The organism is Vibrio sp. 10N.222.49.C12 (genome assembly GCF_041475025.1).
Lineage (GTDB): Bacteria > Pseudomonadota > Gammaproteobacteria > Enterobacterales > Vibrionaceae > Vibrio > Vibrio crassostreae_C.
Genome location: NZ_JBFRVF010000048.1, coordinates 107,190 through 127,002, shown reverse-complemented (window position 1 = coordinate 127,002; position 19,813 = coordinate 107,190). Strand labels below are relative to the sequence as shown.

Annotated in this window: 14 protein-coding genes; 9 read left to right on the top strand and 5 right to left on the bottom strand. The window is 44.9% G+C overall.

From position 1 onward, the window contains the following. Positions 1-273: 273 nt before the first annotated feature. From AB4583_RS15265 to AB4583_RS15255, 3 genes are all read left to right on the top strand, one after another. Positions 274-1,986: a glycoside hydrolase family 19 protein gene (locus tag AB4583_RS15265; RefSeq protein WP_372118107.1), complete on the top strand. Its 1,713-nt coding sequence runs from the start codon at positions 274-276 to the stop codon at positions 1,984-1,986. A 278-nt stretch (positions 1,987-2,264) separates the two neighbouring features. Further along, on the top strand, positions 2,265-3,815 hold the full coding sequence (locus tag AB4583_RS15260) for a Na+/H+ antiporter NhaC family protein (protein ID WP_372118104.1): 1,551 nt from the start codon (positions 2,265-2,267) through the stop codon (positions 3,813-3,815). 507 nt (positions 3,816-4,322) lie between these two features. Then, positions 4,323-4,916: an acetate uptake transporter gene (locus AB4583_RS15255; protein ID WP_010440610.1), complete on the top strand. Its 594-nt coding sequence runs from the start codon at positions 4,323-4,325 to the stop codon at positions 4,914-4,916. Between the two features lie 145 nt (positions 4,917-5,061). On the opposite strand, the gene AB4583_RS15250 is transcribed toward AB4583_RS15255, so the two are convergent. The 4 genes from AB4583_RS15250 to AB4583_RS15235 form a co-directional block, all read right to left on the bottom strand. Continuing rightward, complete coding sequence (locus tag AB4583_RS15250) at positions 5,062-6,609, bottom strand: sodium:alanine symporter family protein (RefSeq protein ID WP_102428291.1); 1,548 nt, start codon at positions 6,607-6,609, stop codon at positions 5,062-5,064. A 456-nt stretch (positions 6,610-7,065) separates the two neighbouring features. Further along, positions 7,066-8,436, bottom strand: a complete 1,371-nt coding sequence (locus AB4583_RS15245) for an MBL fold metallo-hydrolase (RefSeq protein ID WP_372118100.1) — start codon at positions 8,434-8,436, stop codon at positions 7,066-7,068. Positions 8,437-8,583: 147 nt separating this feature from the next. Continuing rightward, positions 8,584-9,351, bottom strand: a complete 768-nt coding sequence (locus AB4583_RS15240) for a 1-acylglycerol-3-phosphate O-acyltransferase (RefSeq protein WP_065584647.1) — start codon at positions 9,349-9,351, stop codon at positions 8,584-8,586. 197 nt (positions 9,352-9,548) lie between these two features. Next, positions 9,549-10,487: a hypothetical protein gene (locus tag AB4583_RS15235; RefSeq protein WP_065584646.1), complete on the bottom strand. Its 939-nt coding sequence runs from the start codon at positions 10,485-10,487 to the stop codon at positions 9,549-9,551. Between the two features lie 270 nt (positions 10,488-10,757). Between AB4583_RS15235 and AB4583_RS15230 the strand changes: the two genes are divergently transcribed. From AB4583_RS15230 to AB4583_RS15205, 6 genes are all read left to right on the top strand, one after another. Beyond that, the gene (locus AB4583_RS15230) at positions 10,758-12,470 is read left to right on the top strand and encodes a class I SAM-dependent methyltransferase (RefSeq protein WP_372118096.1); all 1,713 of its coding nucleotides are present in this window, start codon (positions 10,758-10,760) and stop codon (positions 12,468-12,470) included. A 58-nt stretch (positions 12,471-12,528) separates the two neighbouring features. Continuing rightward, positions 12,529-13,257: a DUF429 domain-containing protein gene (locus AB4583_RS15225; RefSeq protein ID WP_372118094.1), complete on the top strand. Its 729-nt coding sequence runs from the start codon at positions 12,529-12,531 to the stop codon at positions 13,255-13,257. 81 nt (positions 13,258-13,338) lie between these two features. Next, complete coding sequence (locus tag AB4583_RS15220; protein WP_372118091.1) at positions 13,339-14,148, top strand: M15 family metallopeptidase; 810 nt, start codon at positions 13,339-13,341, stop codon at positions 14,146-14,148. Between the two features lie 305 nt (positions 14,149-14,453). Continuing rightward, positions 14,454-16,334 (top strand): ATP-dependent zinc protease, encoded by a 1,881-nt coding sequence (locus AB4583_RS15215; RefSeq protein WP_372118088.1) that lies wholly within the window; start codon positions 14,454-14,456, stop codon positions 16,332-16,334. Between the two features lie 237 nt (positions 16,335-16,571). Continuing rightward, positions 16,572-17,636 (top strand): HlyD family secretion protein, encoded by a 1,065-nt coding sequence (locus AB4583_RS15210; RefSeq protein WP_017059741.1) that lies wholly within the window; start codon positions 16,572-16,574, stop codon positions 17,634-17,636. After that, entirely contained in the window at positions 17,626-18,639 is a 1,014-nt protein-coding gene (locus tag AB4583_RS15205) for a DUF2955 domain-containing protein (protein ID WP_017059742.1), read from the top strand. Before AB4583_RS15210 ends, AB4583_RS15205 begins: the two co-directional genes overlap by 11 nt. A 113-nt stretch (positions 18,640-18,752) precedes the next feature. Here the strand turns inward: AB4583_RS15205 and AB4583_RS15200 are convergent, their stop codons facing one another. After that, on the bottom strand, positions 18,753-19,760 hold the full coding sequence (locus AB4583_RS15200; RefSeq protein WP_017059743.1) for a succinylglutamate desuccinylase/aspartoacylase family protein: 1,008 nt from the start codon (positions 19,758-19,760) through the stop codon (positions 18,753-18,755). Positions 19,761-19,813 lie beyond the last annotated feature (53 nt).

Here is a 19,813-nt window from a genome sequence, read left to right as displayed (position 1 = left end):
GCCTCCTCCTACTCGATTTCGATTGATTATATTGATTCATTACATTAAAGGCTTATGAGCAATACCTCGAAATCAAATGAACAATAACTAGAAACCAAATGAGTTGGAAACTAGATATCAGCTCAAGAAACCATGAGACGCTTTGTTGTGCTGAGCCATGTATCAAAAAGATCACTCGCACTTTTTATAAATTCACACAGCTACAGCTAGGCCATTCCACATGTGAAGCATACTCTTTGATGGACTTATTAAGGACAGATAAGAGAATCCATCATGTTAAAAATCAAATATTTGGCGACAGTACTGGGCTGCACATTAGCAGCGCAAAGTCATGCGTCTTTGAACATTCAACCTGATCCGCAAAACCCGAATGGTTACCTTGTTGAAAAGTCGGCTCTACAAGCTGCTGAACAAGCGAAAACATCCGATCCTATGTATGCGATCTGGTCACAGGCCCTTCAAACTCGCCCGAATACAATCGTTGAAGCGATTGAACCCGGTTCCCCCTCGAATCCTGAAAACATAAAGCGTGTAGAGCGCGTGTTCCCTCAATCTGAATGGGACTTCCTCACTCAGATGGCAGCGCCAGAATATACTTACACTCGCTTCTTACGTGCGATTGGCAAATTCCCAGCCTTCTGTGGAGAGTACACCGATGGCCGTGACTCCGACGCCATCTGTAAAAAATCCATCATCACAGCCTTTGCTCATTTCTCACAAGAGACGGGTGGTCACATCGCGATAGACAACACCTCTGATAATCCATTAGCTCTCGAAGAATGGCAGCAAGCTCTGGTGCATGTTCGCGAAATGGGTTGGTCTGAAGGCCAAGAAGGTTATACCACAGGTTGTGGTCAGAATGATTGGCAGAATGCCCGTTGGCCATGTGCTGCGGGGCAGGGTTACTTCGGACGTGGTGCTAAACAGCTTTCTTACCATTTTAATTACGGCGCGTTCTCTGAAGTGATGTTCGATGGCGATGCGACGGTGCTTCTCAACAATCCGGGCTTAGTGGCGGATTCTTGGTTGAACTTAGCGTCTGCTATCTGGTTCTTTTTAACACCACAAGCGCCTAAACCGGCAATGCTGCATGTAATTGACCGAACATGGACACCATCTCAACGTGAATTGGATGCGGGTATTGGCTATGGCTTTGGTACCACAATCAACGTGATCAATGGGGGTATTGAATGTGGCGAGCAGAACAAAGACAAAGGCCAACCCGTTAACCGTATTCGTTACTGGGAAGGGTTAGCCGCGCACTATGAAATTCCTGTAGAAGCCGATGAAGCCAATACATGTTGGCAGCAAACGCCTTACGGAAGCTTGAATCTCAACGGAGCAACGGATGTGTTGTACACCAACTGGGATGGTAACTGGAAATACTACGCAGATCGCCCAGAAGGGTATTCATTTGAGTGTGAGCTAGTGGGCTTTCAAACTGCTTATTCCGCACTGGTGGCTGGCGATTACGAGAAGTGTGTGACCAACTTTTATGGTTCTCATGCGAGTTGGCCTGAAGTGAAAGTGGTCGATAAGCTGGATCCGGTAGATCCTGGTACTGATCCGGGTGGTAATGGTTGGAGTGCGACCAAGGTTTACAACGCGGGTGACCAAGTGACTCACAACGGTGCAACCTATGAAGCGAAATGGTGGACACAAGGGGATGACCCTACCAATGGCGGCCCTTGGAAATTGATTGCTGGAGAGCCAACACCACCGGTAGTGACAGATCCATCGCCTGTTGATCCTGCCCCTGTCGATCCAGAACCAGTAGACCCTGCACCCGTTGAACCACCTGTGACAGAACCGCCAGTGGTTGTCGATCCATCTGAATTTATTACGTGGCAAGCCGGTGTTAGCCAAGTGAGTAATGGCGATAAAGTGACGCATAACGGTAAGTGCTTCGTGGCTAAAAACGGCCCAGGTGTTTGGGAAAGCCCAGTTCAATCGAATTGGTTCTGGGATGAAATCAGCTGTAATTGATAGTCTGAATACTGAAGAGGTGGCCTAAGTTACGAGCTCAGTAGTACGACCATAATGATATAAATAATCAAAAGCCGAAAGTGTCTACTTTCGGCTTTTTTTCGTTTCGAACTTGGCTATCTAAGGAGGGCTATTGGTCTATTTGGCTATGTTGAAGCGCATTTAAAGACTAATTATCCAGTTAGAGGATAAAGTTCTGTACAAACGATGGGCGTGAATTTATATTCAAATTTAAATTATATTTATTCTTTTTTTTATTTTAGGGTTAAGGTGTACCTATGGAACAGACAGATATCACGTCACTCATCCCCATTGTGATTACTTTGGTGTTGTCGTTGGCGACAAGGAATGTAGTGATTGGCCTTTTTGCTGGCGTGCTGAGTGGTGTTGCGATGCTGACTGGCATGTTTAGCGAACTTAACCCGCTTGATACGTTTGGTACCATGGTTAAAGGTTACCTAGTCCCTCAGCTTACAGATAGCTACAACGCTGGCGTGATTATGCTGTTGGTGTTCATCGGTGGTTTTGTCGCTTTGATGGAAAAGTCGGGTGGTGGTGTTGCGTTTGCTAAGCGTGTGACTCAGTGGGTAAGCAACAAGTGCCAAGCTCAATTGTCTGCGTGGTTTGGAGGAATCGTGATATTTTTCTCTGACTTAGGTACTCCGTTGATTGTTGGTCCTGTCTTTCGTCCTCTTTTCGATAAACTGAAACTTTCTAGACAGAAGTTGGCATTCATCATCGACTCTACATCATCACCCGTCGCGATCCTTATCCCTTTTATCGGGTGGGGCGTGTATATCATGAGCCTGATTCAAAAAGAGTTTACGGCGTTGAATGTCAATATGTCTGATTGGGATGCGTTCATCGGTGCGATTCCTTTTCAGTTCTACGCATTCCTCGCGATTTTCATCGTTCCGCTCGTGTCCGTTAAAGGTTTAGATTTTGGGCCAATGGCAAAAGCTGAGCGTGATTGCCAGGCGGGAATTAACTCTGGCGTGAATAACGAATCACTAAATCCGTTCTCGCATAAAAATGCAAAGGCATCTTTTGTCTGGGCACCATTGTTAGTGATGCTGGTGGTGTTGTGTGCCATGCTGGTACCACAAGGTTTCCCATTCCAAAAGGTCGCAGGTTCATCGTTCAGAGCTGCTTTATCATCGGCTTACTTCTTTGCGGCGATTACCTTAATCTCGCTAATGGCTTACTACGGTGTAAGAAAGCTTTCAGATGGTGTTTCTGTGTACTTAAAAGGTATGGGAAACATGATGCCAGTCGCGATCATCTTGGTACTGGCTTGGGCATTAAGCACCGTTGGTAAAGAGTTGGGTGCAGCGGCTTATATTGCTGAGCAAGCACAGAGCGGTTTCCCTTACTGGTTAGTACCTGCGGTCGCGTTCTTGCTGTCTGCCATTATCTCATTCGCAACGGGCTCATCGTGGGGAACCTTCGCGATAATGATGCCTTTAGTTATTCCAACCGCGATTGCGATAGATGCTCCGCTTCTCGTCGCGATTGGTGCCGTGTTATCGGGTGGCTTGTTTGGTGATCACTGCTCACCGATCTCTGAAACCACGATTCTTTCTTCAACCGGGGCTGGGTGTGATCAGTTTGAACACTTTAAGACACAGCTACCTTACGCATTAATGAACGGTTCTATTGCTTTGGTGAGTTTCGTAGTGGCAGGCTTTACTGGCAGCTCGCTGGTTGTGTTAGGTGCGCTTGTCGCTCAATTGGTTGTGGTGACACTACTAGCCAAGCGTGATACGAGTAAAAACGCCTCTTCAGAAATGCAATCTCAAGTCTCTGAGTCTAAAGCTCAACAAGCGTAATTTAAGATTACAAATGAGAGACTAGATACGGGATGCGAGTAAACGAGTAACGAAAAGCTCGCTCTCTATCGTTCGTCACTTTATACCTCATATTTCCTTACTCTATCCGTTATTCCCTATAGCGAGGTATGAGCGTATTAGGGAATCTCTCGCGTTTACCGTTGGTGTATATATTGAAAGGCAGATTCCAGATATCTCGTTTCTCGATTCTGGAATGACGCTTCAATCGAGACCTGCTCCTCTTATCCCGCTTACTCGAATCTAAAGACTCTTTTCGTATCTCGCATCTCGTTACTCGCATCTTTTTCATAGCGCGACAGGGAATTTGTTCATTTATAGGTTCTATGAATTAATTAGCGTTGTTATGAAACTAATTTCCATAAGATCATTTACACAATCTTAGTTTTCGATAACTGGATTACCTAGTTGTACGGTTTATAGATTAAAATTTTCTGATAATTTTTATCGCTTTTTTTTAATCAACCACTTTAATAAGGTAAATTCGCAATGTCGACCAAACTAGCTAACCCAGCGCCACTAGGCTTAATGGGTTTCGGTATGACCACTATTCTTCTTAATATCCACAACGCAGGTTTCTTTCCAATCGATTCAATGATTCTTGCTATGGGTATTTTTTACGGTGGTTTGAGCCAAGTTATCGTGGGCACAATGTGTTTCAAACGTGGTGACACGTTCGGTACAACTGCGTTTACTTCTTACGGCCTATTCTGGTTGTCTTTGGTTGGTTTAATCGTGATGCCTTACATGGGCCTACCTGCAAGCCCTGCAGCATTCATGGGTTGGTACCTACTACTATGGGGCATCTTCACAGGCTTCATGTTCATTGGCTCTCTATGCTACCCAGTGGCGAAGCAAGTAGTATTCGGTTCACTAACTATCTTGTTCTTCCTACTTGCAGCTCGTGATTTCACTGGCAGCGAACTAATCGGCACTATCGCTGGTTTTGAAGGTATCTTCTGTGGCGCTTCAGCTATCTACTTTGCAATGGCACAAGTAATCAACAACGAATACGGCCGCACAGTACTGCCTATCGGTGAGAAGAAAGCCCCTCAAATGGCAACACAAGAAATCGCTGCTTAATACTCTAACTCGGGAACAGTTAGTTTGTTATAAGCCATTTATTGGTTATGAATAAAACAAAAGGGGTTAGCCGAAATAGCTAACCCCTTTTTTATGCGTTATTAATAGCACTATTTGTTAAAGCGATCTATTTGCTAAGGAAAACTTAAGCTGAAGGCTGCTCTACAGGTTTAGTGTCTGCAGCTTCTGCTTCTGGAGACTTGCCTGTTTTACGCTTGTACTTCTCTTCCCAGTAAGTTGCACCTTTAATGCCTAGTTTTACAGGGTTGAATGTGTACTCAGTTACGCCTTGTTTCTGCTGTTCTTCGTAGTCAGCTAGAGCTTTAAGCGCAGGCTTAGACATGAAGAAGATGATCAGAATACCAACGATGTTTAACCATGCCATCAAGCCAACACCAACATCACCCATTGCCCATGCAAGGTTCGCTGTTTTAACTGTGCCATAGAAAACGGCAGTAATAAGAACAAGCTTAAGTACGAACATCATGCCAGGAATTTTGATAGTACGACGTAGGTAAGCAATATTCGTTTCTGCGATGTAGTAGTAAGCAAGAATTGTTGTAAATGCGAAGAAGAACAGAGCAAATGCGATGAACGGCTTACCAATGCCTGGTAGTGCACTTTCAATAGCAAGCTGTGTAAATACAGGACCGTTGGCACCAATGTTTGCTGCTAGGTTCTGAACAAGGAACACACCTTCAGCGCCGCCGTGAACGTTGTAAGCACCAGTGATGATGATCATGAACGCTGTAGCTGAACATACTAGAAGTGTATCGATGTAGATAGAGAACGCTTGTACCAAACCTTGCTGAGCTGGGTGATCAACACTTGCAGCCGCAGCCGCGTGAGGACCTGTACCTTGACCCGCTTCGTTTGAGTAAACACCACGCTTAACACCCCAACCAATTGCAGCACCGAAGCCTGCCATAGGTGTGAATGCATCGCCAATGATCATTGCGAAAACCGTTGGCACTTGGCCGATGTTTAGCAGAATGATAACGAACGCGATGATGATGTAAGCCAGTGCCATGAATGGAACAACGATTTGTGTGAAGTTCGCAATACGTTTAACACCACCAAAGATGATGAACGCTAGGATAATAGCAACTACAGTACCAGTGAAAATTTTAGCGAAACTGAATGTACCGATAGCTGTTTCAATCATGTCACCTGAGCCAAATGCAGCTTCTACAGCATTACCAATACTGTTTGACTGAACACCTGGAAGCAAAATACCACATGCAAAAATAGTCGCGATAGCAAAGATCCAAGCGTACCATTTTTGACCCATCGCTTTTTCGATGTAGTAAGCCGGACCACCACGGAACTGGCCTTCATCTTCTTCTTTGTAGATTTGCGCTAGCGTTGATTCTGCGTAAGCTGTTGCAGCGCCAAAGAAAGCCACTACCCACATCCAGAATACTGCACCTGGGCCGCCGAAACCGATAGCGGCAGCAACACCAGCAATGTTACCTGTACCTACACGGCCAGATAGCGAAACGGCTAGAGCTTGGAAAGACGAGATGCCTTTTGATGAGCTTTTACCCGATAGTAGCAAGCGCCACATTTCAAAGAAGTGACGGATTTGAACAAATCGAGTCATGATGGAGTAGAACAAACCTGCACCTAAACATAGGTAGATAAGTACTGGACTCCAGATTATTCCATTCAAAAAATCAACGAATGACTGCATGAGTATTTTCCCTGTTAGTTTTGCTTATGATTGTTTTTCGAACAACACAATACTTCACTTGTAACCCGAGTGTTAAATTATTTAACTGCCTATTAGGATTACTGTGACATAAAGCATGTTACAGGGGGTGTTTGTTAACGCTTAGTGCTAATTTGATAATCGTTCTATTTAATTACCTATGCAACTGGTTGTGTTTTTCTGGTGTTTTGCAAAGTGAATAAATAGTGATTAATACAGAAAGGGGATCTTGAGATGCGCATAAGAAACGAAATTGCGCAAAACAGCGGTTAAAGCCGCTTAGCATAAACGGCTGACATATGGATGGTGAGATAAGTAGGTTGGAATATATCACCTACATTGGGTGAGCTAGCAGGTCTAAGAGACTATGGCTTTTGAAGGTTTGATAATTGAGGCTTTAATATCTACCTAGTAAAAGTTGTTAATTTGATGCCTGTTTCAAACAACCACGAACCCTCGCGCCTGTAATTCTTTAGCGAATTCAGACTGAGTATTTGGCTCGCCATGAATCAAATGCACCTCTTTCGGTGGCGTCGCGATGCCTTCTATAAATTGGTAGAGGTCCCCTTTATCAGCATGGGCAGAATAGCCAGACATGCCATGAATTTGAGCATTAACCTCAACGTCTTTGTTATCAATATAAACCTGCATTTCCCCTTGTTGCAGCTCTCGTCCGAGCGTTCCGTGCGCTTGATAGCCAGCTAAAATTACATCGGTTCGTTTATCGGGAAGCAAGGCGGATAAGTAGTTCATTATCCTGCCACCCTGACACATCCCAGAAGCTGCGACCACAATCACAGGTTCACCTGTCGACTTGAGGCGATTCACGATTTTCTTGTGCATTCTATGTCCATCAACGGTAATGCACTGCTCAAAAGCGAGTGGGTGGCGTTTCAGTTCAAGACGCTGCTTTGCTTCTTGTCCCCACAACTCTTTAAAACGTCGGTATGAACGCGTCACTTTTTGAGCCATCGGAGAATCGAGAATAATAGGAATATCGCTACTGAGTTGATGCTCAAAGATCAGGTGTTCGATATCAAAAAGCAATTCCTGCGTTCTGCCGATACTAAATGCCGGAATTAGAATAACGCCACCGTCGAGCAGTGAACGATCAATGATTGCTTTGAGGCGCTCAGCTCGCGTAGCAATATCATCATGTGTACTGGTGCCATAAGTGGATTCGATAAACAGATAGTCGGCTTGTCGTGGTGGCTTAGGATCGGGCAGTAGTGGTGTGTTACTTGGGCCTAAATCGCCAGAGAAGACTACCACCTCTTGGTTGGGTAACTTAATCTCGATATAGGCAGAACCTAAGATGTGCCCCGCAGGTTGAAAGCGAGCATACAGAGTATTTGGCCTATCATGATCCTTTCCGTTGTTTTGCTGTTTAGACGTGATTGGAAACCATTCCCCGTAAGGCTTGGGAGCAATTAACGAATGAATCTTTTTGAGTATCAGCTTCGACTGTTTATTGCTGAGTCCTTGCAGCTTTAAGCCATCCTCAATCATTAAAGGGGCAAGTTCAGCGGTGGCTTGCGTGCAATAAATCGGTTGGTTAAACCCACTGGCGAGTAACCAAGGTAATCGGCCAATATGATCAATGTGAGTATGGGTCAGCAGCAGAGCGTTGAGGTGAGATGTTTCAAATTCAATATCAAGAGGGCGAGTGTCCGCACCTTGAAGCTTTTTACCTTGAAGATCTAAACCTTGAAAAAGGCCACAATCGATGAGCACCGCTTGGCCTGAATCTCTTAATTCGTGACAAGATCCTGTGACAGTATGTTTGCCACCATGGTGAATCACTTCCATCGTTTGCTCCCATTGCTCTATAAAGCCGTTAACGCCTGTTTTTATTTTGCGGATAAGCGCCAGCAAGTAAAACAAGAACAATGAGAGTTGCGATCGTTGAGTGTCTTTTTAAGTAACTGAGCGATGACTCAGTGGTTTCGTTGCGAGTTAGTTCGTAGAAGAACGATCTGAATCCAACTCTGTTTTTTGCTGCGCCTCTAAACGAGCCACTTCGGCATCAAGCTCTGCTATTTTCTCTGCCATGAGTGCGTGACAGCGATTGGCCAACTCTCTCGCATCGCTAAGCTTGTATCCGGATACATCGATAGGTTCCAACATCTCGGTGATCACAATGCCATTATTGGCACGATTAAAGTCGATCTTATTGTGCGTGGTGCTAGTACACATCGGGGTGATAGGCACACCAGCTTCAATTGCCATTCGGAAAGCGCCTGTTTTGAATGGCAGTAGTCCACGCCCTTTACTACGGGTTCCTTCCGGGTAAACCCAAACAGACAGATCTCTCTGATGAATCGCTTCCGCCACTTGCTTGATGGTATCGCGTGCTTTGGATTTGTCTTCGCGGTTAATCATGATGTTACCGGTGATCCAATACAGCAGGCCAAAGAAAGGCACGTACAACAAATCGCGTTTGCCCAATGAAACAGTGCGTGGTCTTAGCATTCCTGGATCGGTCACAAAATCCAATATGCTTTGGTGGTTAGAGATGTAGACGCTGTTTTCTGGTGTCGGGGCATTGTCTAGGCCGCGTTGCACCAGTTTTACACCGATGATCTTTTGGAGTTGGTTGAACCAACGACAGAAAACGTACACATGCTTGGGGTTCTTGGGGCTAAACAAGCAGTAAACAAAAGCACATAGAGTGGTGAAAATAATAAACACCGTAGCCAAAATAATACGAAGAACAGCAAGCACAATTCACTCCTTACTCACCGCAAGATGGCAGTGATTAAATAGTTTTAGATGCTTGAAGTTTTCACTCTATTTAACCGAATTGCAACAATTAACTGTTATAGGGTTCTGTTTTTAGATCTTTATATAAAACAAGGACTAACAATGGGTCTTTGACACGATTATCGAGCTTACACGTGTTCACCAGTAGCGAGGCATGTTCACCAATACTGTTTATTTGGATCCAACTCTTCTACCCATTCAGGATCTTGACGCGACTCTAAATAGAGTTGTAGGCCGTTATAGGACATGAAAGCTGCAGGGCCGCCGAGGTGCTCGAAATAGTCAAAATACTCATCTTCGAGAGCACAAAGGTGGGCTAAATCTTTAACCTTGTTAGCCAGCGCCCACTGAATGGCAAATACAGGCGCTATTGAGCCTGAAATATTCACCTCTTCGACGTTTGGGTTAAACATTGAATTAGCTTGCTCAAGCAGTATCTCTTCTTGTTCAGACTCTTGTTGTAGTACCTCTTCGACGATCTCCGAGCGCTTGGTATTAGAGACATTCTTGTTCAGCTTGGTGATTCGCAGTGCGTAGCTAAATCGGTCTGATGAAACGATGTCGACAAGCTGCGACAACAGCTCTTTGTCTACGCCTGCTGCCTTGGTGAAATAGTCGATACATGAATTGATTGAGGCATAACGAGTACCGTCAAACTCAAAGCCACTGGTTTCGTCGTATACCTCAAGTGGGATGTCATCAACCGACAAAGGCCAGCCTTTATAATCGACGCGTTGTTTGGCGATTTGATACATCTTCCAAGCGCTGCGCCCAAACCCACCGAGCGTCGAACCCGAGAAATCAGAATCAATAAGCTCTTGCTCCGTCCAGTTCTCACCGATGCCAAGGTGCTTAGCGTACTTGTCTATCAGAGTGTGTTTTATCTGATCGCGCACTGACCAAATTGAGGTTAGATTCTTTGAATAGTTAATTCTCGCACACTCATTACAAGCCGGCAGTGCTATCGGTGAATGGCCTATCTTGGCAACAGCCTGCGCTGTCTTAGGAAATTCAACAAGGTTACTGGAAGGCTCACCACAAAACCAACAGGTGTGGCGCAGGTTGAATGGGGTGTCTATGTGCGAGTATGTGTTCATTAGTCTTTATCGGCTAGGTGCTTGAGGCGAGTTAATCATCTTCAAACAATTATCTCTGTTCGCACGTCAGCTTGCACCTTGTTTGTTTTTGTTTTTCTGACGAGATCAATTCGAGGTGTGACTAGCCTGATGAACTCATTAGGTGGATATTGATATAAAACAGTCACTAACGATAAATGCTGATTGGTGTGGCTGAACTTACATGAGCTGCTAGCAATCGCCTAAGCTCCCCATTACTATTGAGATAGACTCCTTACTCCAATAGCGCATATGTCCTCATCGATTCCTTTTTACGATAAAAATGCTCACACACTTTGCCAGCAGTACAACTCAGTGACCTTCGAGACGGTGCATAAAAACTGGCAAGCTTATTGGCCTTTAGTGGGCGATAAAGTACTCGATGTCGGTGCTGGATGCGGTCGTGATGCGCTATGGATGCACAAGGCCGGATCTGATGTTATTGCGATAGAACCAAGTGCTTCATTACGCGAACAAGGCTCGAAATATACAGGCCCAAGTGTTACCTGGATTGATGATTCACTTCCCTCGCTTAGCCGCACTGAAAACCTCGGAATGCGTTTTGACTTGATATTGGTCAGTGCGGTTTGGATGCATCTCGCTCCGTCTCATCGAGAACGAGCATTTAGAAAGTTGTCTAACTTGCTAGCTCCAAATGGCAAGCTGGTGATCACTCTGCGTCATGGGGAATTTATAGACAGTCGACAAGGCTATGAAGTCTCGGTTGAAGAGCTCGAGCGTTTGTCAAAAAACAGCGCCTTGTTGGTTCGTCATGTCGATGATAGCCAAGACACATTGAACCGCAGTGAAGTGTGGTGGCAAACCGTGGTGATGACATTGCCAGACGATGGCTCCGGTGATTTGAACAAGGTGCGCCACATTATTGTGAATGACAACAAGTCGGCCACATACAAGTTGGCTTTGTTGAGAACATTACTGCGAATTGCTGATGTGCATTCAGGCGCTGTGATTGATCGAACTGATGGAAAAATTTCTCTACCAGTGGGCTTGGTTGCTCTGTATTGGGTTAGGCAGTTTAAGCGACTGATTGATATCGACATAGAAGGCGCTGGGATTCAGCAAAATAGCAACACAACGAAGGGACTTGGGTTTGTAAAAGAGGATGGTTGGAATAAACTCAAACACTTAAGTGCTGATGATCTAGCGATAGGCGCTATGTTTCTCGGCGATGAAGCCAAGGCTCTACAAAAGCTATTTTCACAAACGATCAGTACCATTAAATCAGGACCTGTGACTTTCATTTATCAAGGCTCGAAAGACAACCGACTATTCGATATATACCCACCTCACAAACGACGGAAGAGCCGAGAATCACTGGTCATTGATAGTGAGTTCTTAGAAAGTTTTGGTTATTTTACTCTCGATGAAAGCCTGTGGGAGTGCTTTAGAATCTACCACTCTTGGATTGAACCACTGGTGGTGAATCAATGGGTCATGGAGATGCAGCGTTTCGAGTTGAACCGACAGCGAAGCATTTCACTACAGACTTATCACGACTGCTTGGTATGGATCGATCAAAACCATGATACTCGCGATGTGCGTAAACGTGTCGAGCAACTTAGATCTGATCGTGCCGACATTGTCAGCGTGTGGAGTGGAAAATCATTAAAAAATGAGTATCACGTTGATCACTGTTTGCCTTTCGCTTACTGGCCAAACAACGATAAGTGGAACCTCTTTCCTACTACAAGCAAAGAGAACTTAAGTAAAAGTGATAAAGTTCCTACGGCTGAAAAGCTGCGCTCGTCTAAGTCGAGGATTCTAGAGTGGTGGCAACTCGCTTGGAACGATTCGGCTCATTTTGAACAACAATTCTTTTCAGAAGCCGCGCTTTCGTTACCTAACATCCCTGTGCAGTGTCGAGACTTTGAAGAGGTGTTCGATGCAATGGGCTTGCAGGTACGTGGTGTAAAAAGCAGACTGCTGATTAGTGAGTGGCACTGATCATTAAGTGGGCTAGTTATCCCAAATAACCCTCAACAAACTAATCATCGAGAACATAATGAAATACATCGGAATTGATGGCTGCAAGTCGGGTTGGATCGCTTGGATTGTCTCTGACAATGAGATACCTGCGTTTAAAGTGGTAAACACCCTCGATGAGCTAGCGAGTGATCTTATCGGTTCAACGGCGCTTATCGATATGCCTATTGGTTTTAGTGATGCACAAACTCCAGATCGCTTGTGTGACAAAGCAGCAAGGCGTTTTCTAACCAGTAAACGTGGTTCTTCGGTGTTTCCGGTTCCGTGTCGTGAGGCGGTTTACCAAACCGATTACATTGCGGCGTGCAGTGCCAATGTGGAGCAGCTTGATAAGAAGTTTTCTAAACAGACTTGGGGAATTGTGCCCAAGATTCGCGAGCTTGATGAGCTCATTGAAACTCATCCCAATCTTTCTATCAGGGAATCACATCCTGAAGTGGTGTTTGCAGCATTGAAAGACGAACCGCTGACGTTTTCAAAACGAACGCAAGAAGGCAAAGAGGAACGGCTTTCTATTATTCATCAGCTATCCCCTCAATGGTGTGACCGCTTGTCGTTGGCCATTTCAAATACCAAACGTAAAGACGCCGCGATAGACGATATTTACGATGCGTTCGTACTTATGTTAGTTGCCTATTACGCTCCGCAATTATCGACCTTACCTGAACTTTCTGATGTTGGTGGAGAAGCTGACAAGGATCAGAACGGACGAGTTAGAGAGATTGTTTACTGGAACAAAACACGCTAACAAAGCGTGCGCTCAACTTGGCTTAATATGCTATTTTCCAACTTCTGCTACTTTTCACTCTTACTATTTTGAGTTTTTGATATGAAACGTTTTATTGTCGGCTGTCTGGCCACTGTGCTCAGTGCAGTGAGTTATGCCCAAGTCGCTCCTATATCTCAATGGCAATGCGACATGATGAAAAAGAACAATGTCTTGAGTAGTGGTGCGCCCGTTGGTTGTGAGCGACTATCCAAAGTGGATTTCGATTTCATTAGTTTCAAAGGGGAAACGCAACAGGGCAATATGATCGTGCTTGATGTTATTGCGCCTGCTGTTGAACAAATCTTTTCAGAGCTCAAACAGCGCAATTTTCCTCTTCATTCCGCTCGCCTAATGCGTGAATTCAGAGGTGATGATAGCGCCTCAATGGATGCGAACAACAGCAGCGCCTTTAACGCTCGTCCTATTACAGGCGGAGGAGGTTGGTCGAAACATGCCTATGGTGTGGCAATCGACATCAACCCAGTTCAAAACCCTTTCTTAGAGTTTGATAGCAACGGAAAAATCACGGTAAAGCCTTCACAATCTGCGACAAGCTATGTGAACCGTACTCGCTTTCGTGCGCGTGATGAAATAGAACGCCGCGGCATGGCTGAAGATGTGGTGGAGCTGTTTGCCCATCACGGATTTATGATCTGGGGAGGGGATTGGAATAGCCCAATCGATACTCAGCATTTTGAGGTTGGATCAAGAAAGTTCGTTAACCAACTGCTCTCTAAACCACAACCTGAAGCCGAGGTGTTATTTGAGCGCTACGTCAAATCTTATCGACAGTGCTATCTCAAAAATAAAGGTGAGGACGCAGAAAAAGCTCGAGCTATCTGTGCAAAGAAAACAGTCGGGACTTTTTAGTGCTATGTTTATCTAGAACCGTTTGTGTTTTAGCAAGTTAAACTCGCTTCAGGTGTGTTTTGAATAGCTAAGGTCAGCGCTCGTCGTTGGCCTTTTTTGTATTAATTTCTTCAATAGAACACCGAGCATTGAAAAGGTTATTGGGTATCCATTAGTCAATAATCGATAAGCGAATGCAGCGCAAAGTCATCGGTTTGTCATTTAAAAACTCATAGCGTTAACGTTATGTGAGAACCATTGCTGGTGGGGGAACTCTTCGCGCAAACGCCAGTATTATTAGTGAACTGATCACAACGGACCAACTAATGAAAAAGATACCTTTGGCTCTAACTCTTTTAAGCACTCTACTTTTTTCACAATACACTTTGGCTACTGACACTTCACCTACCACTCAAAATCCCACTTACGAACTCGATGGTAAGTCGGTATTAGGTCGCACTGAGAACGTGTACCTATCTAGCGTTCAAGGGTTAAAAGACGTTCCTTTCATTGGTAAAATTGATACTGGTGCGGAAACCACTTCTATGCATGCTGAAGACATTCATGTGAAGAGCTCTAATCCCGATTACCAAAATCTCAAAGACCAAGAGTTGATGGCGGCGTTAACCGAAGACCTGTTGAACAATTCCGATGTTGATTACGATGATTGGAATGGCAGTACCTTTGCGAAATATGAAGCTGTGGTCTCTTTTAAGGTTCAAAACCCACGCACGGGAGACATGGTATTAATCGAAGCGCCTTTAGAGCGTGTCAGCATGATACGCAGCCGCACTAGCAGTACGCCTTTACTTCGCCCTACCGTAAAAATGTCGCTCACCATTGCAGACCAAGAGCTAAAAACCGACGTTAACCTGACCGACAGAAGCCACTTCTCTGCGCCAGTGCTGATTGGTAAAACCTTCCTTGCGGATAACGCGCTGGTGTTTGCAGGTTATGACTATTTACAAGAGCAAGAGAACGCGACCGTTGTTGGCCGAAAAGAGGTGGTGTCTATCTCTGGAATGGCGATGAACGCGACCTTCTCATTAAAAAATCGCTACAGCATCCTTCATGCAAAAGACATCGATATAGATAAGAAGAACAGTGAAGTGACGTTTGATATGTTCGACAACGACGGCAAGCAAAAAGAGATGACATTGCCGTTGGTTCGTATGTTAAGCGTGAGCGGTAAGAAGAGACCTTTGGTGTATGTGCCTGTTCAACTCGATGAAAACACGACTAAAGACGTTCTGGTGTACCTACGTGAGCGCTCGAGTAGTGAGTCGCAGTTGAGATTTGGAACCAACACCGCCAGCGAACTCTTCATGATTGACACCAGTGCTGAGAATATTTTATTAGAAGGTTCAGAGAACTTTAGTGATGTGGCTGAGTCTGGTGAGCCTATGATTATCTCGCCGGAAGAGGACATCACCCTAGATGACTTCCCGCTTAAGGCTGTGGCTTCTTTCACTGTCAATACACCTTTGCTGAAGGTCGACAGTTTTGAAATGACAGGTAAAGGCAAAGATGCTTCCGTTGAATTTTATCTTACGGATGTAAATGGTGAGAAGCAGAAGGTGACCAAGCCAATTATTAAGAAGCTTAAAGTCGGGGATGATACTCGCCCTGTTGTAAGTGGTGAGTTTGCGGTGTCTGGAAAAGTGCGTACGCAAGAGTTCGCCATCGACGTGCTCAATACAAATGAGAAAGAAGCGTACTTTATTTTAGGCAAGAAGATGGCAAAAGAGGGCGTTTACGTTAATACGCGTTCTGATTACCTTCTGAAAGCCGAACCACTGTTTAAAGTTGGGCATATTGAAGTAGTAGAAGTGAACGGCATGAAGTTCCCGGCCAAGCTCGACACTGGTGCGGATGTAAGCTCAATGAACGCAGTCAACATCAAACGATTTAAGAAAGATGGCCAAGACATGGTGAGCTTTACCTATCAAAACAACCAAGGCGATAAGCAAGATTTCACCAAGCCAGTGATTGATGTAATGCGTATCAAAGCCAAGAAAGGCGAGAAGGTGAACATTCGCCCTGTGGTAGAAATGAAGGTTAAGCTCGGAGACCTAGAGAAAGAGGTGAGGGTAAACCTTCAAGACCGTTCTCGCTTCGAATACAGCATGATCCTAGGTAAGAACTTCTTGAAGCACGGCGCAGTAGTGAGCAGCGATGAAGATTACTTGTTAGGTGATATGGAGTAACCCCTAAACTTATCTAAGTTCGTAGCAGAACAGATCTAAACAGCCACACATTTCATTAATGGGATGTGTGGCTTTTTGTTGATTGTTAATTGTTGCCGTGACAATATTTCAAGTAATCGTTTGTTTTTACTCAAGAGACAGAACGACTAGACTACAATGAAGTGGAATTCACTTTAATTTTTAAAACATCGTATTCGGCAGGCGAGTAAATCGTGCTGTCGGATCGAGAGAGAGAGCATGTCAAAAGCAGAAAAATCTTCGCGTAAGCTTAGTTTAATTATTATTTCGGTTATTTTAGTAGTGTGGCTTTACAGTTTGTGGGCCGACCGCGTCACACCAATGACGGGGATCGCCCGTGTTCACTCTTATATTGTGCGTATTGCTCCTGAAGTTTCTGGCAATATCACGTCTGTGCAAACTGAAAATAATCAGGTCGTTGAAACGAACCAAGTGTTGTTTGAAATTGATGCTCGAAACTATCAGATCAGTTTGCGTTCCGCTGAAGCGAATCTTGCTCAAGTAGGCCAAAATATTGGCGCAAGCACAGCGGCGGTTAACGTTGCACAAGCGAAAGTGACCGAGGCGGTTGCGGCTCGGGATAATTCTCGAGAGCAAGCGAGTCGAGTGAGTGAACTCGCCAGTAAAGGGCTGGTTAGCCGCTCTGAATTAGACAACGCCATAGAGAATCGTGATCGTGCTGAAGCGTCATTGAAAGCCGCAGAAGCCTCTTTGGTTCAGGCAAAACAAGCGTTAGGGCCAGAAGGGAGTGATAATCCACAAGTGTTGGCGGCGATTGCAGCCCTTGAGCAGGCTCAGCTCAACTTACAGAAAACCCAAGTGATGGCTCCTTCTCATGGCGTGGTGAGTAACCTACAACTGACGGTAGGCCAGCGAGCAACCGCAGGCTCACCTGTTTTGACCTTTGTTGATCCGCGAGAGGTGTGGATATCTGCGTTATACAGAGAAAACTCGCTAGAGCATATACAAGTCGGGCAAAGAGTTGAGATCGTATTGGATGCGTTACCGGGGCGAGTGCTATACGGCACGGTTGATAGCATTGGTTGGGGAACGGGTGGCAGCAATAGCACTGACCAAGAGACTGGCTTTTTAAATTCAGACACCAATTCTATTGCCGCGCAGCGCTACCCAGTCAATATTGTGTTTGATCATGGTGAGGTTCCAAGTAACATTCGTTTTGGTTCACAAGCCACAGTGGCTGTCATGACAGAGCAAAGTACCCCAGGTGAGTGGCTTGCTCAGCTTTGGATGAGAATTCTAAGCGTGTGGACTTATGTTTCATAGCTCAGCTAACTCCATTATTCGATTGGTGTTACTGCCGCTTTCGCTATTGTTCTACCATCAACAAAGTGGGCAGATGCTCGCTGTTTTGTCGCCCATATTTGTTGTGATGTTCATGACATTGATGCCATCCAAACCACCGATTAATTTAATATTAAAGGTGATTGTTGCATTAATCTTAATCAGCTTTGGTGTGGTGTTTTTTGGTAGTGTATTGGTCGATTCGCCAACCGGTTTTGTCCTCTATTGCTGGCTATTGCTGTTCTGGAGTTATCAGCGTAGCCATCAGAATACAAAAGATATCATCGCGACACTGACCATTATCGTGGTCATCGTGATGGTGGTGGTCAACAAGCAGATGCATCTCCCAATGGCGGGATTGCCCCTATTGTTCTTTGAAAAGCTGGTGATAGCTTTGATCGTCACTTACTTGGGGTTCTGGTTGTTCCCGGGGGATGAAGTGAATGTCCTTCCGACTGCGGCCGTTTCCGATGCGCCCACTACTGGTGACTATATCATGGTTGCATTTAAAGCGACCGCGGTTGTGGTTGTGCTGGCGATTTTGGTAGGAAATTCGGTGTCACAAACGATGTTGATTGCGATTACGCTTGGCAGTATGTTGAAAAGCCCATCGAATCACGACCACCGTACATTCAGCCGAAACAAGCTTGTCACCACTGGCGTTGGCATTCTGTTTACGTTACCTGTGATGATCATGATGGTGTCAGGCGCTCCAATCTTGGTTATTTATGGCGTGAGTTTGGTGTGTGGTTTGCAACTTGCGTGTTTTGCTATCAGGCGGCAGGCGAATCTGACGATTTATCAGCTCTTGTTTACTAATTTTACGACCTTGGCTTATCAGATCATCAGCCACCCAGGATCTGCGTCCCTCTCGGCACAAATGACACGTCTATTTGCCATTGTTTGTGCAGTCATGGTTGGCGCAGTGGTACTGGGCTTTCTCAGCAGTAATACTAATCATAGTCATACCGATCACAGTAAGTGATTAATATTTATAAGTAATAATAAGGGGATAGCTCTGCCGAGTTATCCCCTTTTCACAATATGGGTTAACGACTCAAATGCCATCAGTAAAGAGCCATTTGATGAAGTGACGTGTTACTTCAATAGTCTGACTAACAAAGCGCCCGGTTCACGCATCGGATCTTGATTGACACTGAGTACATAGCCATCAGCAGGGGCGTAATAACGTTGTTTTTCAGAACCAAAACTATCATATTGAATTGAAATCAATTGTTTTGATTGTACTGATTCACTGACCTTAACTTGAGGGAGAGCGAAACCACCGACATTGGCTCTAATGGTCACCGTTTCTTTGCCTTCAAAGCAGGCATAGTGAGGCTGATCTATCTTTGTAGAGATGATATTTTCCGAGTGCAGGATATTCATCACGCCATTCACTGAACGCTCAATGAGGTCGGGTTGTAAAACCTTTCCAGAACCAACCTCGACGGTGATAGCGGGCGTACCACTTTTATTGAGCTGCGTTTCTAAAACGCCATCATCACCTGGATCATCAAAAATACAGTCAGGATTGATCAATCGAGCCATTTTGATTGCTGCGGGGATTCGATAATCGGCAAAGACATACAAAGGATACTCTGCTCCGCGAGTTTGGGTATGCAGATCGATAGCAAGATCCGCATTATGGCTGAGTAGGTTCTGCCAAATTGAATGTGTAAAACGTTGTGAGGCATCACCGTTCGGGTTTCCAGGGAATATACGGTTAAGGTTTGCTGGGGATGCATCCGGATCCGATGAAATAAAATCTCGGCTGTGCATCAACATACCTGACACATTAATCATCGGAATAATGATGACTGTGCCGTGTATCTCCTCGTTTACGAGCTTTTGAATGACCTTCTGTGCGGTAATAACTCCATTTAATTCATCACCATGAACGCCTGCCGTTACCATTATTTTGCGAGCATTTTGACTTTGCTCACCGCGATAGACGACCACAGGTAAATGATGATTTTGACCAACACCGTTAGTTTGTGCCTCAAACCAGAAACGATGGCATCCCATCGGTAAGTCATCAACATTGAGTTGAGATATTACAGGGTGTCCATTTAGAACATCATTGGTATAAGTAGTTTTTCTCACACTAGTTTCCTTTGTCTCTGGTTCACAATCTATTCTGAGTCTGTGTTGGATGA

Coding starts and splice junctions, on each gene's coding strand:
- AB4583_RS15265 (WP_372118107.1), top strand. CDS start 274: ATGTTAAAAATCAAATATTTGGCGACAGTACTGGGCTGCACATTAGCA.
- AB4583_RS15260 (WP_372118104.1), top strand. CDS start 2,265: ATGGAACAGACAGATATCACGTCACTCATCCCCATTGTGATTACTTTG.
- AB4583_RS15255 (WP_010440610.1), top strand. CDS start 4,323: ATGTCGACCAAACTAGCTAACCCAGCGCCACTAGGCTTAATGGGTTTC.
- AB4583_RS15250 (WP_102428291.1), bottom strand. CDS start 6,609: ATGCAGTCATTCGTTGATTTTTTGAATGGAATAATCTGGAGTCCAGTA.
- AB4583_RS15245 (WP_372118100.1), bottom strand. CDS start 8,436: ATGGAAGTGATTCACCATGGTGGCAAACATACTGTCACAGGATCTTGT.
- AB4583_RS15235 (WP_065584646.1), bottom strand. CDS start 10,487: ATGAACACATACTCGCACATAGACACCCCATTCAACCTGCGCCACACC.
- AB4583_RS15230 (WP_372118096.1), top strand. CDS start 10,758: ATGTCCTCATCGATTCCTTTTTACGATAAAAATGCTCACACACTTTGC.
- AB4583_RS15225 (WP_372118094.1), top strand. CDS start 12,529: ATGAAATACATCGGAATTGATGGCTGCAAGTCGGGTTGGATCGCTTGG.
- AB4583_RS15220 (WP_372118091.1), top strand. CDS start 13,339: ATGAAACGTTTTATTGTCGGCTGTCTGGCCACTGTGCTCAGTGCAGTG.
- AB4583_RS15215 (WP_372118088.1), top strand. CDS start 14,454: ATGAAAAAGATACCTTTGGCTCTAACTCTTTTAAGCACTCTACTTTTT.
- AB4583_RS15210 (WP_017059741.1), top strand. CDS start 16,572: ATGTCAAAAGCAGAAAAATCTTCGCGTAAGCTTAGTTTAATTATTATT.
- AB4583_RS15205 (WP_017059742.1), top strand. CDS start 17,626: ATGTTTCATAGCTCAGCTAACTCCATTATTCGATTGGTGTTACTGCCG.